Annotated in this window: 23 protein-coding genes and 1 pseudogene; 8 read left to right on the forward strand and 16 right to left on the reverse strand. The window is 35.5% G+C overall.

What is annotated here, in order from left to right:
- Positions 1 to 110: 110 nt before the first annotated feature.
- The 5 genes from P700755_RS13225 (at position 111) to pyrF (ending at position 6610) form a co-directional block, all read left to right on the forward strand.
- Entirely contained in the window at positions 111 to 2297 is a 2187-nt protein-coding gene (locus tag P700755_RS13225) for a glutamine synthetase III family protein (RefSeq protein WP_015025155.1), read from the forward strand.
- Positions 2298 to 2384: 87 nt separating this feature from the next.
- Positions 2385 to 3560 (forward strand): AIR synthase related protein, encoded by a 1176-nt coding sequence (locus P700755_RS13230; RefSeq protein ID WP_015025156.1) that lies wholly within the window; start codon positions 2385 to 2387, stop codon positions 3558 to 3560.
- Positions 3561 to 3565: 5 nt separating this feature from the next.
- The gene (locus P700755_RS13235; RefSeq protein ID WP_015025157.1) at positions 3566 to 4624 is read left to right on the forward strand and encodes a DUF3078 domain-containing protein; all 1059 of its coding nucleotides are present in this window, start codon (positions 3566 to 3568) and stop codon (positions 4622 to 4624) included.
- Positions 4625 to 4714: 90 nt separating this feature from the next.
- Positions 4715 to 5791, forward strand: coding sequence for a peptide chain release factor 1 (gene prfA, locus P700755_RS13240; protein WP_015025158.1), 1077 nt, complete (start codon positions 4715 to 4717; stop codon positions 5789 to 5791).
- A 6-nt stretch (positions 5792 to 5797) separates the two neighbouring features.
- On the forward strand, positions 5798 to 6610 hold the full coding sequence (gene pyrF / locus P700755_RS13245) for an orotidine-5'-phosphate decarboxylase (RefSeq protein ID WP_015025159.1): 813 nt from the start codon (positions 5798 to 5800) through the stop codon (positions 6608 to 6610).
- 58 nt (positions 6611 to 6668) lie between these two features.
- Here the strand turns inward: pyrF and P700755_RS13250 are convergent, their stop codons facing one another.
- The 6 genes from P700755_RS13250 to P700755_RS13270 form a co-directional block, all read right to left on the reverse strand.
- Complete coding sequence (locus P700755_RS13250) at positions 6669 to 6920, reverse strand: hypothetical protein (protein WP_015025160.1); 252 nt, start codon at positions 6918 to 6920, stop codon at positions 6669 to 6671.
- Positions 6921 to 6972: 52 nt separating this feature from the next.
- Positions 6973 to 8511, reverse strand: a complete 1539-nt coding sequence (locus P700755_RS13255) for a cryptochrome/photolyase family protein (protein ID WP_015025161.1) — start codon at positions 8509 to 8511, stop codon at positions 6973 to 6975.
- Between the two features lie 208 nt (positions 8512 to 8719).
- The gene (locus tag P700755_RS13260; protein WP_015025162.1) at positions 8720 to 10030 is read right to left on the reverse strand and encodes a DASH family cryptochrome; all 1311 of its coding nucleotides are present in this window, start codon (positions 10028 to 10030) and stop codon (positions 8720 to 8722) included.
- Positions 10009 to 10146, reverse strand: a complete 138-nt coding sequence (locus P700755_RS19465) for a DUF2256 domain-containing protein (protein WP_015025163.1) — start codon at positions 10144 to 10146, stop codon at positions 10009 to 10011. Before P700755_RS19465 ends, P700755_RS13260 begins: the two co-directional genes overlap by 22 nt.
- Position 10147: 1 nt before the next feature.
- On the reverse strand, positions 10148 to 10783 hold the full coding sequence (locus P700755_RS13265) for a flavin reductase family protein (protein ID WP_015025164.1): 636 nt from the start codon (positions 10781 to 10783) through the stop codon (positions 10148 to 10150).
- 73 nt (positions 10784 to 10856) lie between these two features.
- Entirely contained in the window at positions 10857 to 11963 is a 1107-nt protein-coding gene (locus P700755_RS13270; RefSeq protein ID WP_015025165.1) for an alkene reductase, read from the reverse strand.
- Between the two features lie 124 nt (positions 11964 to 12087).
- Here P700755_RS13270 and P700755_RS13275 point away from each other — a divergent pair, with 124 nt between their 5' ends.
- Positions 12088 to 12435 (forward strand): tRNA-binding protein, encoded by a 348-nt coding sequence (locus tag P700755_RS13275; protein WP_015025166.1) that lies wholly within the window; start codon positions 12088 to 12090, stop codon positions 12433 to 12435.
- Here the strand turns inward: P700755_RS13275 and aat are convergent.
- The 6 genes and pseudogenes from aat to P700755_RS13305 form a co-directional block, all read right to left on the reverse strand.
- On the reverse strand, positions 12432 to 13085 hold the full coding sequence (gene aat, locus P700755_RS13280; protein WP_015025167.1) for a leucyl/phenylalanyl-tRNA--protein transferase: 654 nt from the start codon (positions 13083 to 13085) through the stop codon (positions 12432 to 12434). The two genes, P700755_RS13275 and aat, sit on opposite strands and share 4 nt — an antisense overlap.
- Before the next feature lie 124 nt (positions 13086 to 13209).
- Positions 13210 to 13583 (reverse strand): annotated as a pseudogene (locus tag P700755_RS13285) (DUF3127 domain-containing protein).
- 2 nt (positions 13584 to 13585) lie between these two features.
- Positions 13586 to 14458, reverse strand: coding sequence for a flavin reductase family protein (locus P700755_RS13290; RefSeq protein ID WP_015025169.1), 873 nt, complete (start codon positions 14456 to 14458; stop codon positions 13586 to 13588).
- A gap of 79 nt (positions 14459 to 14537) precedes the next feature.
- Positions 14538 to 15080 carry an RsmD family RNA methyltransferase gene (locus P700755_RS13295; protein ID WP_015025170.1) on the reverse strand — a complete coding sequence of 181 codons (543 nt, stop codon included), beginning with the start codon at positions 15078 to 15080 and terminating at the stop codon, positions 14538 to 14540.
- A gap of 3 nt (positions 15081 to 15083) precedes the next feature.
- The gene (locus P700755_RS13300) at positions 15084 to 15881 is read right to left on the reverse strand and encodes a DUF3822 family protein (protein WP_015025171.1); all 798 of its coding nucleotides are present in this window, start codon (positions 15879 to 15881) and stop codon (positions 15084 to 15086) included.
- Complete coding sequence (locus P700755_RS13305; RefSeq protein WP_015025172.1) at positions 15882 to 16526, reverse strand: hypothetical protein; 645 nt, start codon at positions 16524 to 16526, stop codon at positions 15882 to 15884.
- Between the two features lie 115 nt (positions 16527 to 16641).
- On the opposite strand from P700755_RS13305, the gene P700755_RS13310 reads away from it, so the two are divergent.
- Both P700755_RS13310 and kdsB read left to right on the forward strand, forming a co-directional pair.
- On the forward strand, positions 16642 to 18075 hold the full coding sequence (locus P700755_RS13310) for an ATP-dependent DNA helicase (RefSeq protein WP_015025173.1): 1434 nt from the start codon (positions 16642 to 16644) through the stop codon (positions 18073 to 18075).
- Positions 18076 to 18097: 22 nt separating this feature from the next.
- The gene (kdsB, locus tag P700755_RS13315) at positions 18098 to 18838 is read left to right on the forward strand and encodes a 3-deoxy-manno-octulosonate cytidylyltransferase (protein WP_015025174.1); all 741 of its coding nucleotides are present in this window, start codon (positions 18098 to 18100) and stop codon (positions 18836 to 18838) included.
- Here kdsB and P700755_RS13320 read toward each other — a convergent pair.
- From P700755_RS13320 to P700755_RS13335, 4 genes are all read right to left on the reverse strand, one after another.
- Positions 18835 to 20292, reverse strand: a complete 1458-nt coding sequence (locus P700755_RS13320; protein WP_015025175.1) for a cryptochrome/deoxyribodipyrimidine photo-lyase family protein — start codon at positions 20290 to 20292, stop codon at positions 18835 to 18837. The two genes, kdsB and P700755_RS13320, sit on opposite strands and share 4 nt — an antisense overlap.
- Before the next feature lie 23 nt (positions 20293 to 20315).
- Positions 20316 to 21623, reverse strand: coding sequence for a cryptochrome/photolyase family protein (locus P700755_RS13325; protein ID WP_015025176.1), 1308 nt, complete (start codon positions 21621 to 21623; stop codon positions 20316 to 20318).
- A gap of 118 nt (positions 21624 to 21741) precedes the next feature.
- On the reverse strand, positions 21742 to 22440 hold the full coding sequence (locus tag P700755_RS13330; RefSeq protein ID WP_015025177.1) for an SDR family NAD(P)-dependent oxidoreductase: 699 nt from the start codon (positions 22438 to 22440) through the stop codon (positions 21742 to 21744).
- Positions 22441 to 22457: 17 nt separating this feature from the next.
- Positions 22458 to 22916, reverse strand: a complete 459-nt coding sequence (locus tag P700755_RS13335; protein ID WP_015025178.1) for an SRPBCC family protein — start codon at positions 22914 to 22916, stop codon at positions 22458 to 22460.
- Positions 22917 to 22962 lie beyond the last annotated feature (46 nt).

The raw sequence follows: 22962 nt of genomic DNA on the forward strand, positions 1-22962 counted from the left end.
AAATGGGGGGTGCGTGATGGTTTTAATTAGTTTAAGAGATTACCCCCCTTATTTTTGATATGGTAATTGAAAATTAATTACATTTGGTGCGTAAAAATCAAAAACGTATTATGGCTATTTTAAGATTCAATGCATTAAAAGAAACACTTCATAGAACTCCTGTTAAGATTCAAGAGGACGAGAGACGTTCAGATATGTTTGGTAGAAACGTCTTTAATCAAAAGGCAATGCGTCAGTATTTAACTAAAGATGCTTATGAAAGCCTAAAAAACGCTACCGAGAATGGTCAAAAAATAGACCGGTTACTTGCAGAAAATATTTCTGCGGGTATGAAAGAGTGGGCGATTTCAAAAGGAGCTACACATTATACACACTGGTTTCAACCACTTACGGGTTCTACAGCTGAAAAGCATGATGCTTTTTTTGAAACCACAGAGGATGGTGGTGCTATGGAAAAATTTAGCGGTTCTCAATTAGTTCAACAAGAACCAGATGCTTCTAGTTTACCAAACGGAGGGATTAGAAATACTTTTGAAGCTAGAGGATATACTGCTTGGGATCCTTCATCTCCAGCATTTGTTTGGGGTCCAACTTTATGTATTCCAACAATATTCGTGTCCTACACGGGAGAAGCTTTAGATTATAAAACACCTTTATTGCGTTCGGTTTCTGCTTTAGATAAAGCAGCTACAGATGTCGTGAGGTACTTTGATAAAAAAGTCAGTAAAGTCATAACGACATTAGGCTGGGAGCAAGAGTATTTTTTAGTAGATTCTGCATTAGCTTCCACAAGACCAGATTTGATGATGTCTGGTAGAACACTTCTTGGTCACTCTCCAGCAAAGGGCCAGCAATTGGATGATCACTATTTTGGATCTATTCCGAGTCGCGTGCTCAATTATATGAGAGATTTGGAAAGAGAATGTATGCTTCTAGGGATTCCCGTAAAAACAAGGCATAACGAAGTAGCACCAAATCAATTTGAATTAGCGCCTATTTTTGAAGAAGTCAACTTAGCTGTAGACCACAACTCCTTATTGATGGACGTCATGGATAAAGTTGCAGAACGTCATTATTTTAAAGTTCTTTTCCATGAAAAACCATTTCAGGGAGTTAACGGGAGCGGAAAACATAATAACTGGTCTTTAGCAACCGATTCAGGTTCAAATTTATTGAGCCCAGGTAAAACCCCTATGAAAAACATGAGGTTTCTCACTTTTTTTATAAATACAATTAAAGCATTTTATGAAAACGAGGAACTTATAAGAGCAACAATAGCTTCAGCATCCAACGATCATAGGCTAGGAGCTAATGAAGCTCCTCCTGCTGTAATGTCGGTTTTTATAGGCTCTCAACTTACAAAAGTACTTGATGAACTGGAAAAAGTAACAAATGGTAAATTGTCGCCAGAAGAGAAAACAGAACTTAAGTTAAATGTTGTAGGAAAGATACCAGAGATACTTCTCGATAACACAGACAGAAACAGAACTTCTCCTTTTGCTTTTACAGGAAATAAATTTGAATTGAGAGCGGTGGGTTCTACAGCAAATTGTGCAGATCCAATGACAGTTCTAAACGCTATCGTCGCTAAACAATTGATAGAATTTAAAGTTGAAGTCGATGGTCTTATCTCTGATAAGAAAATGAAAAAAGACGATGCTATTTTCAATGTTCTCAGAGAGTATATTAAATCTTCTAAAAAGATTCGCTTCGAGGGGGATGGTTATGGAGATGCTTGGCAGAAAGAAGCAGAAAAAAGAGGTCTAAGTAACTATAGAACGACTCCTGAAGCCTTAAAAGCTAAAATCTCTAAAAAGGCTATTGATTTATTTGGTGGATTAAATATTATGAATGAGATCGAAGTCAAAGCTAGATATGAAATTGAAATCGAGGATTATTCAAAACACATTCAGATAGAAGGACGAGTCTTGGGAGATATTGCAAGGAACCACATTATTCCTACAGCTATAAAATATCAAAATATCCTTATCGAAAATGTAAAGGGTTTAAAAGAGATTTATGGGTCTAACTTTAAGGGTCAAGCTAAACAGCAGATGAATATTATTGAAGCTATTTCAGAACACATTGAAAAAATCAATGAAGAAGTAGACCAAATGATAAATGCAAGAAAACAAGCAAATCTTATAGAAGATCCCACTGAAAAGGCTTTTGCTTACTGTGATAATGTGAAGCCTTATTTTGATGATATCCGTTACCATTGTGATAAGTTAGAGCTAATGGTTGATGATGAAATTTGGCCATTGACAAAATATAGAGAGCTTTTATTTACAAAATAAGAGTTGATAAACTATTTTTTAAACCCAGTGTTAGATATCTAATAACACTGGGTTTATTTTTTATAAATTTGCAACAAATTTCCTAAAATGAGTGATCAAGCAAGATATGCCAAGCGTGGAGTCTCTTCTCAAAAAGAAGATGTTCACAAAGCTATAGAAAATATTGACAAAGGCCTGTTTCCAATGTCATTTTGTAAAATCATACCAGATTATCTTGCGGGAAGCCAAGACCATTGTGTCGTGATGCACGCCGATGGGGCTGGCACAAAATCATCTCTAGCCTACTTGTATTGGAAGGAAACAGGAGACCTTAAGGTTTGGAGGGGAATTGCTCAAGATGCTCTTATTATGAATGTTGATGATCTGCTATGTGTTGGAGCTACAGATAATATTTTAGTCTCTTCTACTATAGGTAGAAATAAAAATGTAATCTCTGGTGATGTTATTGCTGAAATTATCAACGGCACTGAATCTATCGTTGAAGATTTGAGAGATCATGGTATTTCTATTCATACTACAGGAGGTGAAACTGCAGATGTAGGAGATTTAGTAAGAACAATTATTGTAGATTCTACCGTAACAGCAAGGTTAAGAAGGGATGAGGTAATCGACAATGCTAATATAAAGGCGGGTAATGTTATTGTTGGGCTTTCCTCTAGCGGACAAGCCTCTTATGAAACAGAATATAATGGCGGTATGGGAAGTAATGGACTTACTTCAGCTAGGCATGACGTCTTAGCTAATTACTTATCTGAAGCTTACCCAGAGTCTTTCGATCCTAAAGTTCCAAAAGACCTGATCTACTCTGGCTCTAAAAGATTAACCGAAAAAATTTCAGAAGATCTTCCAGATGTTGGAAAAATGATTTTATCTCCTACTCGGACTTATGCACCTATTGTAAAAAAGGTGTTTGCAAAATTGGGAAGGGCTTCCATTGATGGAATGGTTCACTGTAGTGGAGGAGCACAAACAAAAATCCTTCATTTTATAGAGAACCTCCGCATTATTAAGGATAATATGTTTGAACTTCCTCCGTTATTCAAGCTCATACAAGATGAAAGTCAAACCGATTGGAAAGAAATGTACCAGGTTTTTAATATGGGGCATAGGATGGAATTTTATGTTGATGAATCCATAGCTCAGGAAATTATAGATATTTCCAAGTCCTTTAATGTAGATGCTAAAATTGTAGGGAGAGTAGAAGCTTCAGAATCAAAATCTCTTTTAATCTCTTCAGTTTATGGCCATTTTGAATACTCATAAATAAAATGAAAAGAGTTCTACTCCTTTTTTTACTCTCATTATTTATCTCGAAAAGTTTTGGGCAATCCTTTGGCGAGATCCAAAAGATCGAATCTGTTGGTAAAACTCTGGTTCCTAATGGGTTTATGCCATTAATCAATACTAGTTTCGATGTCTCGGGTAACTATGTATTTACCTATAATCAATTGATTCCTCGAAATGGTAGAACGAGTTTTTGGGAGCAAGTGAATGAATTTACTTTAGATGTAAGCGAAGTAGCTTTTGTAAATTGGAATGCAGGAGGAACAAACTCTATATCTGGAATGTACGGAATGAATACAGTAAGAACTTATAGAAATAAGGGCTTTAGATGGGATAATCAATTTCGGTTTAGATATGGAATCAACCAGCAAGAAGGTCAGGAATTAATAAAAACGGAGGATGATTTGGAACTTATTTCTTCTTTTGGTTATGAAGTTTCTAAAAATTCTAATTGGTTTTATTCAGGTAAATTTAGTTATAAAACTCAAGTTTCAAGAGGTTTTAATTATCCAGATACTGAGGTTTCCATCTCGGAATTTATGGCGCCAGGCTATATTTTTCTTGGTATTGGAGCCAAGTATGCTCAACCCGACGAGAGCTTTGAACTTTACTTATCTCCAATCACCCAAAAATCCACCTTTGTTTTAAATCAACGATTAGCCAATGATGGGGCGTTTGGTGTAAGAAGTGCAGTTAGGGATGGTGATGGAAACATTATAAGAGAGGGGAAGACCTCTAGAAATGAGTTTGGCATATTAGTAACCAATGAATTTGAGCAAAAAATTTTTGAGAGTGCGGTTGTCGTAAATAGGATAAGTCTATATTCAGATTACATCAATAATTTTGGTAATATAGATATAGATTGGGAGCTAGTTTTCAATTTTAAAATCAATAATTTTATGCGTGCTAGTATAGGTGCTCATATTAGATACGACGATGATATCAAAATTAGAGAGGAGGCTCCTGATGGCACTGTGGTTGTTGGGGGTTCTAGAATCCAGCTTAAGCAGCAGCTTGGCATAGGAATCGCTCTACAGCTTTAATTTATAGTCTCAGATTTATTGATTTTTATGACGGCTTCTGTTAAAAAAAATCCCCTCAAATACCTTAAATTTGCCATACATTAAAACCTTATGCTAGATAAACTAAACTTTATAAAACAAAGATTTGACGAGGTGAGTGATTTGATCATTCAGCCTGACATCATGTCCAATCAAAAGCGGTATATAGAACTATCAAAAGAGTATAAAGACCTCAAAGCTATTATGGATGAGCGTGAGATTTATATAGAGCTCACCGATAACCTTAAGGAAGCCAATGATATTATTTCAAACGAGTCTGATGCTGAAATGGTGGAAATGGCGAAACTTCAATATGACGAGGCCAAAGTTGAATTGCCTAATCTAGAAGAGAAGATACGCATGATGCTTATTCCTAAAGACCCAGAAGATGCAAAGAATGCTGTAGTAGAAGTAAGAGCAGGAGCAGGGGGTGATGAAGCTAGTATTTTTGCAGGAGATATTTTTAGAATGTTATCCAAATACTGCGAACATAAAGGCTGGAAAGTAGATGTTGTAGATTATAATGAAGGGACCAATGGAGGATACAAAGAAATCCAATTTGAAGTCTCTGGGGATGACGTGTATGGAACATTAAAATATGAAGCCGGTGTTCACCGAGTTCAACGTGTACCACAAACTGAAACTCAAGGTCGTGTCCACACTAGTGCTGCAACAGTAATGGTTTTTCCTGAAGCTGAAGAATTTGATATTGAGGTCAATCCAAAGGAGGTAAGAGTAGACTATTTCTGTTCTTCTGGACCAGGAGGGCAGTCTGTAAACACAACTTACTCTGCAGTAAGACTTACTCACGAACCTACTGGCATTGTAGCTCAATGTCAAGATCAAAAGTCACAACATAAAAATAAAGAGAAAGCTTTTAGGGTTTTAAGGTCGAGACTATATGAAATGGAGTTGGCCAAAAAGCAAGCTGAAGATGCTGAAAAGCGAGGCTCTATGGTGACTAGTGGTGACCGAAGTGCTAAAATTAGAACTTATAATTATTCACAAAGTCGAGTTACCGATCATAGGATAAATCTCACGCTCTATGATCTCGATAATATCATAAACGGGGACTTAGAGAAAATAATTAATGAGTTAAAACTCGTCGATAATACAGAGAAACTCAAAAATATTTCTGACGACCTATAATTAATTATGCAACTTCAAGAGCTTATTGAACAAATTCAACAGAAAAAATCCATGCTTTGCGTGGGATTGGATGTTGATTTAGAAAAAATACCTAAGCATTTATTAGAGCTTGACGATCCTATTTTTGAATTCAATAAGGCCATTATTGAAGCTACCCAAGAGTATTGTATAGCTTATAAGCCAAACATAGCGTTTTATGAAGCCTATGGACTAAAGGGATGGCAGGCACTTCAGAAAACGATTAATTATATTAACGAACATTATCCAGAGCAATTCACCATTGCAGATGCCAAGAGGGGAGATATCGGCAACACTTCAAAGATGTATGCTAAAGCTTTTTTTGAAGACTTAAATTTTGATTCTGTTACTGTAGCTCCATATATGGGAAAAGATTCTATAGAACCTTTTCTTCAATTTAAAAATAAGCATGCTATTATGCTTGGCCTTACATCTAACGAAGGAGCTAAAGATTTTCAATTTTTAGAAAACAAGGGAACTTTACTTTTTGAAAGTGTTTTAAAAACTTCTCGAACATGGGTGAATTCAAGGCAGTTGATGTATGTTGTTGGGGCCACTAAGTCCAGTTACTTAAAAAAAATAAGACAAATCTTACCAGATAGCTTTTTATTAATTCCAGGGGTAGGGGCTCAAGGGGGAAATCTAAAGGAAGTCTGTGAGCATGGCTTAAATTCTACTTATGGATTGATCATTAATTCTACAAGGGGAATTATATACGCTTCACAAGAAGAAGATTTTGCAATTCAGGCAGCTTATAACGCTAAAGCGCTACAGGAGCAAATGGAGCCTTACATAACTTAAAAAGCTTATACATTTTACTGTATAAGCTTTTTATAAAGTTTTTAGAATAAACTAAGACTTACATTTCTTCTTTAGTAGCTTCTTCCATTTCTTCAGCACCTTCTTCAGTTTCTTCAGCTGCCTCTTCCATGACCTCTTCAGTTTCTTCAGCTGCTTCTTCCATAACCTCTACAGTTTCCTCAGCTGCTTTGTCCATAGTTTCTTCAACATCGTCTGCTGTTTCTTCAGCATCGCCTTTCTGTTCTCTACAGCTTACTACACCTAAACCTAGTAAAGCAGCCATTGTGATAGATAAAATTGATTTTTTCATTTTGTTTTGATTTTTGATTAAGTTTCAAAAGTATAGATTTTTCTTAAATATATTAAAAATTACTAGGATTTTTTATTATTTCTTTTGATCGGCTGATATGGTGGTCTAAAGTTTCTTTATTCATCTTTTTTAATAGACTCATCATCATATTCATGCGATGATTATTTTTGAAATGCTCTTGTTTCTCGTGAAGAAAGTTCCAATAAAGATTATTGAACGGACAGGCGTCCTCGCCTTCTTTTTTACTAACAGAATACTGGCAGGACTTGCAGTAATTCCCCATCTTGTTGATATAACTCCCACTAGAAACATAAGGTTTTGTGGCCACAATTCCACCGTCTGCAAATTGACTCATTCCTCGGGTGTTGGTAAGTTCTACCCATTCTATGGCATCGATGTAGACCCCTAGATACCAAGCATCCACTTCATCGGGATCGGTCATAGTTAGCAAAGCAAAATTCCCTAAAATCATAAGGCGTTGGATATGATGTGCATAAGCATCGTCTAGACTTTGGTTTACCGAATGTTTCAAGCAATTCATTTTAGTATCACCAGTCCAGTAGAAGTCAGGAAGTTTGTTGGTATTTTGAAGCTCGTTCTTGGATTTATATTCTGGCATTTCTTGCCAGTAAACTCCTCTCATGAATTCTCTCCATCCGAGAATTTGTCTTATAAACCCTTCTATTTGAGAAATATCAATCTCTTCTTTGTGATCGTAGTAATAATCTAAGGTGGTTTCTATAACCTCTCTAGGAGAAAGCATTTTACTATTCATGGAAAACGATAGTCGAGAATGGAACAAAAACTTCTCATCTGTATGTAAAGCATCTTCATAATCTCCGAAGTGGACCAAAAGATGAGTACAGAAATAATCGAGTACCTCTAGGCATTCTTTTCTTGATGTTGGCCATGGAAACTTTTCTTGGTCAATTCTACCCATAGTCTTTATGCCCATGGTCTCAATTTGTTTTAAGACTCCCTCAACATTTTTATCAAAGCCTTTAAACTTTGGAATTGGTGGTTTACCAGTCCATTTTTTGCGGTTGCTTTTATCAAAATTCCATTGACCACCTTCTGGTTTCTTATCATTAAGCATCATAATTTCATGCTTTTTACGCATGTCCCGATAAAAGTATTCCATCGTCATTTCCTTCTTTCCCTTGTAGAAGTTTTGTACATCATCTCTTTTTGTAAAGAAATGTTCTGAATCTTTAGCTTGACTTGAAATACTAAGTTTGTTGCAAATTGTTTTCAGATTTATATCCAGTCTATACTCGTCTGGGTAGAGATATTCAAAATGTTCTATCTCTTCCTCCTCAATAATCTTGTTGATATTATCGGATAAACTTTGTCGATTGAATTTATCATCGATTTGAAAGTAAATTACTCGATGTCCTTGGGATTCTAGGTCTCTTTTGAAATTCCTCATCGAAAGAAAAAAGGCTACTACTTTTTGAACGTGATGCTTTACATAACCGGTTTCTTCTTGACTTTCGGTCATGAAATAAATCACATCTTCAGATTTATTTTCAAACCAAGAGTGGCTGAGGTTGAGTTGATCTCCAAGGATTAATCGTAAGGTTTTTTTCATTTCACTTTTTTTTCTGAATTTTATCTTCTTCATCTCAACTCATCGAAAAGGTCTCAAAATCTCATAGCCCTGATAGAAGCGTTATCCTTGACGGAAGTAGTGCTTTAGCAATAGTTTTATCCAAAAGCGACTGCAAAGAAGCTTCTGGATAGATATATATGGCTAGTGCTACGAGATCAAGATTAAGCGGATAGCAGGTTCTCGGCTATTAAAATAAACTATCCTGTAACCATGTTCGTTGATATTTTCCACCACTATCGTAACGGTCGGCTTGATTTTTAATATTAAATTTTCGATCTCGTGGATCATTGCCTACACCAGAATTATACATCCAGTTGCCCCAATTGCTATGCACGTCATAATCCACGAGCATAGATTCGAAATAGGCGGCTCCAATGCGCCAATCCTGTTTCCATTCTTTGGCCCAATAGCTATTTACGTTCTGGCGACCGCGGTTGCTCATAAAGCCAGTTTCCTTAATTTCTATCATATTGGCATTTACAAAATCCTCTGGGGTGTTTCCATTTATCCAGTCTCTCAGAGCCTTTTTGTTATTTCCCCAATCGTAATCCTTATTTAATACACCTCCAATTTGAAAAATTTTATTGCCGTGTTTAAGTGATATATATTTGAAATAATCACGCCAGATCAGCTCGAAAATTAGCCAATAGGTATCTTGGTTTTTCTTCACTTGCTTCTCAAATGCTCTAACCTCGTGGTAAATGGAAACGGCTGAGATAGAGCCATTGGCCAGCCAGGCTGAAAATTTTGAACTATAGTCTGTACCTAAAAGACCGTTACGAGTCTTTTTATAGTACTGTAACTTTTTGGTGTCCCAGAAATAATGTTCAATACGCTTCCAAGCTTCATTTTCTCCCCCTTTAAAAGGAAATGCCGATCGTGGATCGGTTTCAAAATTTTCCAAACCTAAATCTGATAGATTAGGTGCTTGGTTTCTTTCTTCTAATAAATGATGGGTAGGTCGGGGTTGAGGGGCTGGAACTTTTTGTCTTACTTCACTTTGCTTTTCACATTTTTTTCTGAAGTTGGTATAGACTTCCGGTATGTCTTGGAAACTTTCATAAGGCAAATCTTCTGGGTGAAATAAAAATTGATCGTAGTTTTCTATAAAATCTGCATTTGGAAGAGCTGATTTAACTTTTGCTTCAACTCTCTTCTCTTCTCGGGTCCACTCAGTTTGGTAAAAAACAGATGTAATCGCATACCGTTCAGAGAGTTCTTTAAATACTTCAGAAGGATGCTTGTGTGCTATGTGAAGACTTATGTTTAAGTCCTGAAGGTTGTCTGATAGTTGCTCAACACTTTCAATTAAGAACTTAGCTCTGTACTTTTCAGTTTTTTTAAAACCATACCGGGTCGTTTCAAAATGACTTGGATCAAAACAATAGACGCCAAGAACAGCGTTTTCACTTTGACAAGCATCGAAAAGAGACTTTTGATCTCGAGTTCGTAAATCGTTTCTAAACCAAACAATGGTTATTTTTTGTTTCTTCTGCATTTTTCGCTACAATATTTTACGTTATCCCAATTTTTCTCCCATTTCTTCCTCCAACTAAAAGGTAATCCACAAGTAAGGCAGATCTTTTCGGGCAAATTTGTTTTCTTGTGTGCCATGTTAATCTAAAGCTTTAATATTTTGACCTGGTCTTGCATAAGCAAAACGTTTTATGAGTTCTGTACTTAAATATCCATCTAATCCAATTATTCCAGCACTTTTTGCTTTAGATAAATTTAATAAGCCGTCTTTTTCTTGGATTTCACTAGGGAAAAGGAGATGTTGAATTTCTCCGATAATCAATCGACAGCCATTTTCTTCGATGAAATATTCATTGATGAACTCGCAACCCATTTTGATAACAGATTCTTTTACAAATGGGGCTTTGAAATCTTTAATATACTCTTCAGATAAACCAACTTCTTTAAATTCGGAAATCCCTTCGTCATAATTAGCTGAGGTTTGGTGAGCTTTGTCTATGAAACTTTCGTGAATATGATTTACCGTAAACTGCTTGTTGTCTTTTAGATTTTCGTAAGTATCTCTATCTACGGTTAAAGGACGTAACATAAAACTAAGCATAGGGGGGTTGCTGCCAAGGTGAATAACCGAATTGAAAATAGCTAAGTTAGTAGTTCCTTCTTTGGAAATAGTGCCTATAAGATTGCCAGATTTCACTCCTCCACAACTATTAATGAGGTGCATGCGTTCCAATTTCGGGAGTTCACTAATGTCTTTTTTGGTAAAATGTGTCATAAAAAAAGGTCGATGATTAGTCGACCTAAATTTAGATATTGTTAAACCTTTTAGTGTTAAAAATTAAACAAAATTAAGATACTTTTTCTTGATCTAATTTTGGATAATCGGTGTACCCTTTTTCACCTGGTACATAAAAGGTATCTCGATCCCAGTTTTGAAGCTCTGCATTTTTTTCGAAACGAAGGGGTAAATCTGGGTTAGAGATAAATAATCTACCATAGGCTACCATATCGGCATTGCCATCTTCAATTACTTTATTACCACTTTCTTGATCAAATCCTGCATTAATCATAAGGCTTCCTTTATAAAGAGGCCTAAAGTGCTTAGCAATATTAGTAACTAGAAAATCTTTATCACTTACATCGTTAAAAGGTTCAGATAAATGTAAATAAGCTAGATCGTAGTCATTAAGTTTTTCGACAATATATTCAAAAGTTGGAATTGTTTCTTCGTCTGCTTCGGTACCAAAAACACCGTGCAAAGAAGGATTTAATCTCACTCCAATTCTATTTTCTGGAAAAAATTCTTTTGTAGCTTCAATAATTTCAAATAGGATTCGAGCTTTATTTTCTTTCGAACCTCCATATTCATCTGTTCTGTGGTTAGATGTATTATTGAAGAACTGATGGATTAAATAACCATTTGAAGAGTGAATTTCAACACCGTCAAAACCAGCCTCTACAGCATTTTTTGCCGCTCTTCTAAAATCATTTACAGTTTCTTTCACTTCATCAGTGGTTAACGCTCTTGGCTCTACGGTGTCCATAAAGCCTTGGTAAGTGTAAGCTTTATCGTTTGGATTCACAGCACTTGGCGCTACAGGTTTATCACCATTATGAAAGTCAGGATGGGACATACGTCCAACATGCCAAACCTGTATAAATATTTTACCATCTTCTTTGTGGACAGCATCGGTTACTTTTTTCCAACCTTCTATCTGTTGCGGCGTATATATACCGGCTGTATTAATGTAACCAATTGCTTCTGGAGACACTTGTGATCCTTCACTTATAATTAGACCTGCGCTAGCTCTCTGTGTATAGTATTTGACGTGCATGTCGGTTGGAGTATTGTATTTATTGTCGGCACGACTGCGCGTCAAAGGTGCCATAATAACTCTATTTTTCAATTCTAAATCACCCATTTTTATGGGTTTTAATAAGGCTTGTTGACTCATAATTAAACTAATTTTGAGCAAACTTAAGACTTAATTAAAATTTTATAAGTTAATGCCTTTATAAATAAAAGCTACTTTTGTCTGATTCCACTATAGATAAAAACTATAGTTAAACTATATCAAGATGGATACTTTTGAACACAATTTGAGTTGGTCTGATTTTCAAAAAGTCGAAATGCGAGTGGGGACTATACTTAAGGCAGAGCCATTTAAGCAAGCGAAAAAACCTGCTATACAGTTAGAAATTGACTTTGGAGACATAGGGATTAAACGCTCATCGGCTCAAATTACAGAACTCTATGACTTAGAAGAACTTATTGGAAAGCAAGTGATCGCTGTTCTCAATTTTCCTCCAAAACAAATCGCTACGATGATGAGTGAGTGCTTAATTTTAGCAGCAGTAGATTCTGATGTAGGTACTTCACTTTTGTCCCCAGATCATAGACTTAAAAATGGAACTCGGATTTCTTAATTTTCAATTTCAGCGTGTAAGAGAGTTAAGAAGTTGTGTCTACTTACTTCCTCTGCGCCAAGACTTTCGAGGTGTTTGGTATACACCTGACAATCTATAAGGCGAATACCATTTTTCTCCATGTTTTTAACCAAAGTAATAAAGCCGTATTTGGAGGCATTATCCACTTCTGTAAACATACTTTCCCCACAGAATACGTTCTTGTCTTTCAGCAACAGGCCATAAAGTCCGCCCACAATCTTATCATCCTGCCAGACTTCTATAGATTTGGCTATACCAGCCTTATGGAGTCCAATATAGCTAGTAATCATAGCATCTGTGATCCAAGTTCCGTCTTGTTTTTCCCTATTGATGTTAGCACATTTATTAATGACATATTCAAAATTCTCATTATATGTGACCCTGAAGGCTTTTTCATTAAAAAGCTTTTTCATGGATTTAGAAACATTTAATTTATTTGGAAAGAGAATCATTCTTGGGTCTGGGCTCCACCATAAAATTGGTTGACCTTCTTCATACCAAGGGAAAATGCCATTTTCGTAAGCAACTTTTATCCGCTCTAAGCTAAGATCTCCCCCGAAGGCCAATAGGCCTTTTTCATCGGCAAATTTTGGGTGTGGAAAAATGATATCTGACGTAAGTTTATACATGATTTAAAAATAAAATATTAAAACTAATTCTAAAAATAATGTAAAGGCATTTTGCCTTGTGTATTTTAAAAGTAAAAAGCTTCAGAATTCCTCTGAAGCTTTTTACTTTTAAATTGAATTAGATTTAGAAAGGTAAATCGTCCTCATCATCATCATTCAAATCTTGAACTGGTTCAAACTGATCTGAAGGTGGAACAGGAGGGGCTCTGCCGTATTATTCTGTTCTGCATTTTCAATTCTCCAACCATTTAAAGAATTGAAGTATTTGGTTTCTCCCTGAGGGCTTACCCATTCTCTTCCTCTTAGGTTGATTCCAACTTTGACATCTTGACCAACATTATAGCTGTCTAATATGTTGGTTTTATCTTGAACAAATTCAATTAAGATGTGCTGTGGATACTGCTCTTCGGTAGTGACCACCATTTCTCTTTTTCTGAAACCGTTACTTCCAAATTCTTTTGTTTCTCCTAAGACTTTAATTTTTCCTTGTACTTCCATAATTATTGTTTTGCGAGTAAAATATGTAAAGCTTTTTCAAGCTCATTTTTTTCTATATAGCATTGAGCAGTGGCGTGAAGCTGTTCTTTCGAGTTGCTTTTAACCAAATGATCTAATTCATTTTCGTTGATATAAAATTCATTCTCTTGCTCTGTCGGTAGATATTCTAAATTCCCTAATTGACCTAAATTATTCCCAGTTAAAACAGAGCTTAATCGCACTGATTCTGGAAGTTGATCTACACCAATACCTGTTTTGGAAATAGGTTTTTCAACTTCAAACATTCCTTGATTAGCTCTAGAATACCAGTTGCCACCCATCCTGGAGACCAAATCTATTTTATGTTGATCGATATGTAAGCCCTCATCTAATAAGTCTTCTCGAATATGGATTTTAACCACTTCTGCAATGATCAAGTTTCCTGCTCCACCTTCTTGACCTAAAGCAATAGTCTCATTTACTTTACATTCAAATTGGACAGGAGATTCTTTCACCCTTGGCGGAGTAACAAGATCTGACTTCAACATGGTCAAACCAGATTTGGTAAACTCATTAATCCCTTGATCGTATTCTGTACTCGATAAAGACATTTGCTGTACCATATCCCAGTTAACGACATTTATCACAACTTCTTTGGTTTGCATTGCATTTTCCAAAGTATGTTTTATGGAATTATCTCTCACTCTTCTCACTGGAGAAAAAATCAAAATAGGGGGGTTTGCACTAAAGACATTAAAAAAGCTATAGGGTGATAAATTGGGAACTCCATTTTCATCTACTGTACTAGCAAAAGCGATGGGGCGAGGACCTATAGACCCTGACAGCATACCATATACTTTTTTGGTTTCTAATTCAGAAGGTAAAAAACTTTTCATATTTAAATTTTTTCCAAAGGTAATTAATCTCTATTGAAATTCTTTAAATAAGCACTAGGTTAGATCGTATTTCTAATATTTATTTTTCCATTTCGAAGAAACTAAAAACAGAATTACCATAGCGGCGTTGTTGTTGAAAACTCTTTATGTGGTCAAGTTTAGAATGTTTCGAGTGCTCTATAATAAGAATTCCATCTTCATTCAGGAGTTTTCTTTCTCTCACTGCCGTTTCTATAGCCTCAAAATTTTCTAGAGATAAATCGTAAGGAGGATCTGCAAAAATAAGATCTGCTTTAAGTGGTGTTTTTTGTAAATAGTCAAAAACATCACTTTTAATAACATCTAAGGCCACCTCAAGTTCATCAGCGGTTTTACTTAAAAACTTAATACAGTCGTAGTTTTTATCAATAGCAGTGATTCGTTGAGTGCCTCTCGAAGCAAATTCAAACGAAATACTTCCAATTCCTGCAAATAAATCTATAACTTCTATGTCTTGAAAGTGAATTCTATTATTCAATATATTGAAAAGCCCCTCTTTAGCCATGTCTGTTGTAGGTCTTACGGGGAGTTTTTTGGGAGCAATAATACGTCTACCCTTTAGATGTCCGGATACTATGCGCATAAGTTAGATCAAATTATAATGTTCATTAAACCCTAGTTGATTTTCAAAATGATACGGAGTTTTTTTATTTGAAAACTCCATGGTTTTAATGTAGTTCGATAAAATTTGATAAGCTTTATTATCTTCAGACTTATCAAAATTACCTGTGAAATCGAGAATGAGTTCTTTTCGGTTCAAGTTTAATTCTTCAATGGTAAACAAAGCATAATAGGCGAAATCTTCAGCAGTTTCGAAAGTAAAAGCGTTGGAAAGTATAAGTTGTTCATTTCTAAAAGCAGCAAGATAAAACATATGCTTTGTTGAATGAAGTAAAAGATACTCATTGCTAGCTTTACTATTTATAAGTCCTTTTTCTATAAGACCTGTAAAAAGATGAGTAAAGGTAAAGGTTCCAAAAATATCGAAAAGATAATTGTTGATATTAATATAGGGAATATATACTGTATTGGCCTTAGCTGAAGAAATCTCATCGAACGCAAAATCATCTCCCTCTATCAATTGACTGCTGTATTTTAGATAATGAGGTAGGTAATTTTGGTCAAAAAGGTCTTGAGGTACTATAGTAAATTGAGAATTTCCATAGATAACATCTACAGATTGGATGTGCTCTCTCTCTATAAAAGCGGTATTGATATTCGGCTTAATGAGATTAAGTAGTTCTGAAGTTGAAGACATAATCGGAATCTGAAATACGTTATACTCCAAAGGAGTTTGGTATTCATCTAGAATTAAAAAAGAAAATCCATCTTGTAAAATGAAGATGGATAAACTTTTATAGATATGTTTTGAGTGACCACTCATTTAATTGTCACCAAAGTTTTTAGGCCAGTTTCCATTTGTATTTACTTGTTTCATAGAACCAACTTGGATAAAAGCACCGTCCACACCATCTACAGATTTTATTTGTTTTTCTTGAACAACTAAATCTATATCTTGGTCTGCAAGAATAACATCCTTAGAAGCTTTCACCTCAAAAACTGGGATTTTATTTTCATTTTCCACAATATATCCAGCGCTCATCTCAAACTTTATATTATCGGTATGTGGGATATACATGATATTTTTATATCTGTCTGAACTTCCAAAAATAGAATCTTTTACGGAAGCAAAGCTGAGGGTGTCTATCACCACATCTTCTTTATATTTATCTACTCCGTAGATTTCTCTGTATTCTTCATCTAGAAACGTAGTGTCTCTTCTTTGTGTAATCACAAATTGTGCTGTGTCGACAAATTTCAATAGATCATCGAAATTATCGCCGTAATTTCCTTCGATATCTCTATGCGCTAGTTGGAGATCACGAATGTCTTTCATTCTTTCTACAACATCTATGTAGCGTCTATCTCGAATTTTGTTGAATTCAACAGGGCCATAAACAGCTTGATAAGTAAAATAACCTAATACTCCAATAACAACCCACAAAACAATTCGTATTACAATCTTCATAACTTAAAATTAAGAATTTTTGATATTAGCAAACTTACACCTTTTTTTCAATCACAAAAGTATAGCACATAAAAATCGTCCTTATATTTGAAATTTAAGTTTTACCTCAATTTATATGGATAATCAAGAGTTTTATAAAGCATTACGAGCCGATTTTGGGCATACCCCCACGTCAAAGCAAGATCTCACACTCCAACTTTTATCTAAATTTGTCTTAGAAACGTCTGTAGATCGTATTTTTTTATTGAAAGGGTATGCTGGAACTGGTAAGACAACCATTATTGGGACTCTTGTAAAGAATATCTGGAAAGTCAAAAAGAAAGTAATTCTTGCAGCGCCAACGGGTCGGGCAGCTAAAGTGATAACTAATTACAGCAAACAATATGCACAAACCATTCATCGTAAAATTTATCAGCCTAAAAGCACTTCTGGTGGAGGTGTCGAATTTGTTCCTCAGGTAAATAAACATAAAGACACCATTTTTATAGTGGATGAAGCTTCTATGATTCCAGATTTTCCAAGTGGAGATCAACTCTTTAATCGAGGTTCCGTTTTGGATGATCTTATGGAGTATGTGTACTCTGGCGATAATTGTAAATTGATTTTCATAGGAGATACAGCCCAGTTGCCACCGGTAAAATCTAATCTGAGTCCAGCTCTGGACGAAAAGACGTTGTCCACACACTACCAGATGGATGTGATTCCCGTTGAACTCGATGAAGTCGTCCGCCAGCGTTTTGAAAGTGATATTCTTTTAAATGCAACCCGTATTCGAGAAACTATCGAAACAGAAGACTTTGAGGATTTCAAATTTAAATTGACCAACAATACCGATATGGTAAGGCTCATAGATGGTCATGAAATCCTCGATGCCATCAACGAAGCCTACGGTAATCTTGGTCACGAAGAGACGGCTATTATCGTAAGGTCAAATAAACGAGCAAATCTTTATAACCAACAAATACGGAGTCGAATTTTAATGAGAGAGGATGAGATTGCGCCAGGCGATTTTTTAATGGTGGTTAAAAATAACTACTTCTGGGTCAAGCCTAAAAGTGAAGCTGGTTTTATAGCCAATGGAGATATCGTAGAAATTCTAGAAATTTTTGGATTAAAGGAATTATACGGTTTTAGATTTGCCGAAGTAAAAGTCCAACTGGTAGATTATCCCAAGATGAAACCTTTTGAGACGGTGATCATGTTAGATACGTTAAGTATGAATTCTCCATCTTTACCCTACGAAGACTCCAACAAACTCTATCAAGAAGTGATAAAAGATTACGAGGACATCACTTCAAAATATAAAAAATTCATGAAAGTGAAACAGAATAGCTTTTTTAACGCTTTACAGGTTAAGTTTAGTTATGCCATCACCTGCCATAAGTCACAAGGAGGGCAGTGGGACACGGTATTTGTTGAACAGCCTTACTTGCCAGATGGTGTTGGAAAAGATTACCTAAGATGGCTCTATACAGCCTGTACTAGAGCAAAGGAAAAACTTTACTTAATAGGATTTAAAGATGATTTTTTTGAAGACAACCAATTATAAGTTCATATAAAACCCATAAAACATGTTTAAGAACTTTAGAGCTATAGCCATGATTCCAGCCCGTTACGAGGCCTCTCGATTTCCAGGGAAACTCATGCAAGATTTAGCGGGGAAAACGGTGATTGTTAGAACATATGAAGCCGCCAAATCAACTCAACTCTTCGATGAGGTCTATGTGGTGACCGATTCTGAACTTATTTTTTCTGAAATTGAAAAAGAAGGTGGTAAAGTGATTATGAGTCAAAAAGAACACTATTGCGGGAGTGATCGCATCGCTGAAGCAGTGCGAGACATGGAAGTAGACATTGTGGTGAATGTTCAAGGGGATGAGCCTTTTATCAATGAAAAAGCTTTAAGTTTACTTTTGAAAGAATTTGAAAATGATGCTGATGGTCTTATTGATTTAGCCTCCTTAAAAGTAAAATTAACAGAGGAAGATGATATCCAAAATCCGAACAACGTCAAGGTGATTACTGACTTAAAGAATTTTGCACTTTACTTTTCTAGATCGCCAATTCCTTTTCATAGAGCAAAAGAGATAGAAGTTGATTACTTCAAGCATGTCGGTATTTATGCGTTTAGAAAAAAGGCGCTAACAGATTTTTATAATCTGCCGATGAGTCCGCTTGAGGCCGCAGAAAAAATTGAATGCATTCGCTATCTAGAGAATGGTAAAACCATAAAAATGGTAGAGACGTCAGAAGTTAGTATAGGGATTGATACTCCTGAAGATTTAGAAAAAGCGAGGCAAAAATTTAATTAACGACTCCCTCTTAAGGTGTGTCGTTTTAAGATTTTCTTTCCCTCGATTTTAGATTTTTGCGATTGAATAATTTTCCAAATTGAATCTGACGCATGTTGGCGAGTGGTAGCCATTTCTATGATAGGTCTTGGATAATCTTTTCCTAATTCAAAATTATACATGCTTTGCTCCATTGCGGTAAGTTTCCAAGGTTCATGCACAAACTCTAACGGAATCCCTTTCAGACTGGGGAGGTAAGTCAAGATAAATTCTCCATCAAGATCATGCTTATATGAATTTTTGACAGGATTGTATATTCTTAAGGTGTGAATTCCCGTAGTTCCAGCTTGCATTTGTAATTGCGGATAGTGAATACCAGGCTCAAAATCTAAAAATAGGCTTGCCAAGTGCGAAGAGGCCTCTTGCCATGTTTGCCAAAGCAAGTGTGTGAAAAAAGAGACTAAAAGGGCTCGCATTCTGAAATTTAAATAACCTGTTTGTATCAAGCACTTCATACTAGCATCTACCAACGGAAAACCGGTTTCTCCTTTTTTCCAAGCTTCTGCCAAAGCTTTGTTGTAGGGCTTTTCTAGAACATTAAAGGCACTATTGAAATTTTGAAATTCTGCGTGGTATTCCATTTCAAATTTTTGAATAAAATGAGCTTGCCACCTAAGCCTGGATTGAAATTGGGAGAGTGCTTGCTTGTGTTTAGTTTTATCTTGAATCTCTATACTAGCTTGAATGACTTCTCTCATAGACAAGACTCCCCACGCGATGTAAGGAGAGAGTCGACTACAGGATTTTCTTGCCAGTAGTGGTTTTGAAATATTTTTTTGGTAATTGGGATAGCGATCTTGCAAAAATCCTTTGAGATAGCGAAGGGCTGTAGGGCGACCCCCTTTCTGAAAGTTCAGGTTTCTTTCTGTGGATAAATCTACTGGACTGAGCTGACCCTTCAAACTATCAATTTGATTTTGATTTTCAAACTGACCTAAACTTGCAGAAAAATACAGCAGGTCTTGAGACATAAAATTTTCCCACAAATTAATCCATGTTTTTCTATTTTGTAGACCTCTAATCACGCCATTATTTACGAACTCTTTCCACTGTATGCTTAGAGACTTGAATAGGAGCTTTAAGTTTTTATCTCTTTTAAATGTGATCTGAAGACCTGTTTCTTGGTGTGAAAAGACAGATTTGATCGTAAGTTGCTGGTGTATGGTTTTAAAAACATCCTCAGCGTTCCCCTCAACAATTAAAACTTGGGTGTGATAAGCTTCCAATTGTTTTTGAATATCCCTTAGTGATTCTTTAATAAACCTAAAGTGGCGTTCGCTATAGTGAGAATCCTTGAGAAGTATAGGCTCAAAGATATAAAGTAGGAGGACAGGCTGTTTTTTTTGCAAAGCTAAATGAAGAGGCGCATGGTCTTGCAACCTCAAATCTCTTTTAAACCACACTACATTTACCATACAATCCTATTAATAAAACATATCTAAGACTTTACTGCTTCTTTGTAAGTTTCTAAACAACGTTCCCTAGCTATTTTATGATCTACCATAGGTTTAGGATACCGATCTGTGTTTAATTCTGGAATCCATTTCATGATGTATTTCTTATCTTTATCAAATCGGTCGGTTTGAGAATAAGGATTAAAAATCCTAAAATAAGGTGCGGCATCTACACCAGAGCCAGCAACCCACTGCCACCCACCCACATTGGATGACATTTCATAATCTAGAAGTTTTTCAGCAAAATAAGCCTCGCCCCACCGCCAGTCTATTAAGAGATGCTTACATAAAAAACTACCAACAACCATTCTCAAACGGTTATGCATCCACCCCGTTTCATTCAATTGCCTCATTCCAGCATCTACTATAGGATAGCCAGTCTTCCCTTTTTTCCATTTTTCAAATTCATTTTCATCATTTCGCCATTCGATGCGATCATACTTAGGTTTGAAGGCACTGTTTTGGGTTTTGGGATGATTATAGAGGATGGCTTTATAAAACTCCCGCCAAATAAGTTCATTTAAAAAAGTCTCGTTTTTGACGGATAATGCTGCTTGAATGAGTTTTCTATAGCCGATCAATCCAAATCTTAAGTAAGGGCTCAATCTTGAAGTTCCCTCTATGGATGGGATATTACGTGTATCCTCGTAATGCTCAAGTAAATCTTTTGTAATGTTATAGTCTGGAACTTGTATAGAAGATTTCACAAACCCCATATCCGATAAGGATACATCGGGCAACATAGAATTCTTATACGTGTTGTCAAGATGATCTTCAGAAGGGAAAGTTTTTAAATCAATGTTTTCAAATTCCTTCTTCCACTGTCTCATATAGGGGGTAAAGACCAGATACATTCCACCATCATTTTTCTCAACTTCAGTTTTTTCAAAGATGACTTGGTCTTTAAAATCGTGAAATTCTATCCCTTGGTTTGCTAATAAGGTATTGATTTTAGAATCTCTTTGGTGAGCGTAAGGCTCATAATCTCTATTGGTATAAACAGCTTCCACTTCAAAATCTTTAAGGAGTTCATGAAAAGCCTCTTCTGGAGTTGAATGATACGTAGCGATTGATGATCCATAATGGTCTTGCAAATGCGATCTCATTTTTTGTAATTGTTCAAAAATGAAGCTTATCCGGGCATCATCTTCTTGGAGTTCGTTAAGAATATTTTTGTCAAAAATAAAGAGTGGCACAACTGAAAAAACTCCTGATAGAGCATGATATAGCCCTACGTTATCTTCTAGTCTCATATCTCTTCTGAACCAAAATACTCTTACCTTATTTTTCATTTTGAACTGTTTTTTAAAACCTTTATATAAATTTAAAAATCTTCTTACAAGTTGAGTGACTTGCAAGAAGATTTCTTTAAAATTATTTTACATCAAATTAATTTGCTGTTGTAGGGATCTAGCTTACATTTAAACTTCCCATGCCACCGTCAACTCCAATAACTTGTCCTGTCATCCAAGTAGAGTTATCCGACAATAAGAAACTTGCCATTTTACCAATGTCTGAAGGTTCACCAACACGTTTTAAGGGGTGTCTTTCGTCCATTTTTTCTTTTTTCTTATCGTTTCCTAATAATTTATTAGCCAAAGGTGTATTCACAAGTGATGGTGCAATAACGTTTACTCTAAATAAAGGCGCATACTCTGCGGCTAAAGATCTAGCAAATCCTTCTATAGCTCCTTTAGCTGCCGCAACACTTGTATGATAAGGTAAACCTGTTTGTACAGCTACAGTACTAAAATACACAATACTAGCTTGTTTTGAATTTTTCAATTTTGAAATAACTCCATGTGTAGCCTTCATTAAACTCATAAAGTTGATTTGCATATCTTGTTCAAAAATTTCTGGCTTCATCATTTTAAAAGGTTTTAAATTGATGCTACCTGGGCAATATACAAAGCCATCTAGGGTGTCTGGTAAATCTAATTCAGAAATATCATCCGTTAATGCATCAAATATGTGATGCGTTACATCATAATCAGATAAATTTTCATCAGATCTCGAAGCAACAATAATATTGTGATCTGGACTAAGTTCTTTTACGATTTCAAGTCCAATTCCTTTTGTTCCTCCAATTAATAAAATATTCTTTCTCATCAGTTATAAATTTAAATTTAATATTGACCAAATTTTTCGACCATTTTAGCTTCGCGAGCCTTAAATATTTCGTTTAATTTAGGTTTAACTAGTATAGGATGCATCATCCTTCCTAAAATTCCAAAGGGAATCTTATAGTGCACAAGATCTTCAATTTCAACTCCTCCTTCAATTTCATGAATAAAATGTTTATGATGCCATAAAGCATAAGGCCCATACAATTGGATATCCACAAAATAATCTGGTTTCTCTACATGAGTAATTTCAGTAACCCAATTGGTCTTGAATCCTGGTAGTGGTGTCACTTTATATTGCAACAATTGACCCGTAAACATTTTACGATCTGCGCCAGATATGATTTCGAAACCCATTTCGTCTGGCATTATTTTCTTTAAATTTTTAGGATCAGATAGAAAATCCCAAGCTTCTTGCTTAGAAATAGGGAGTTTTTGTCGAGTATGAATTTCGTATATCATGGTTCAAAAATAGAGATTTTATTGTTTAATAAAATAGGTTTGAAGT

Source organism: Psychroflexus torquis ATCC 700755, assembly GCF_000153485.2.
Classification (GTDB): Bacteria; Bacteroidota; Bacteroidia; order Flavobacteriales; family Flavobacteriaceae; genus Psychroflexus; species Psychroflexus torquis.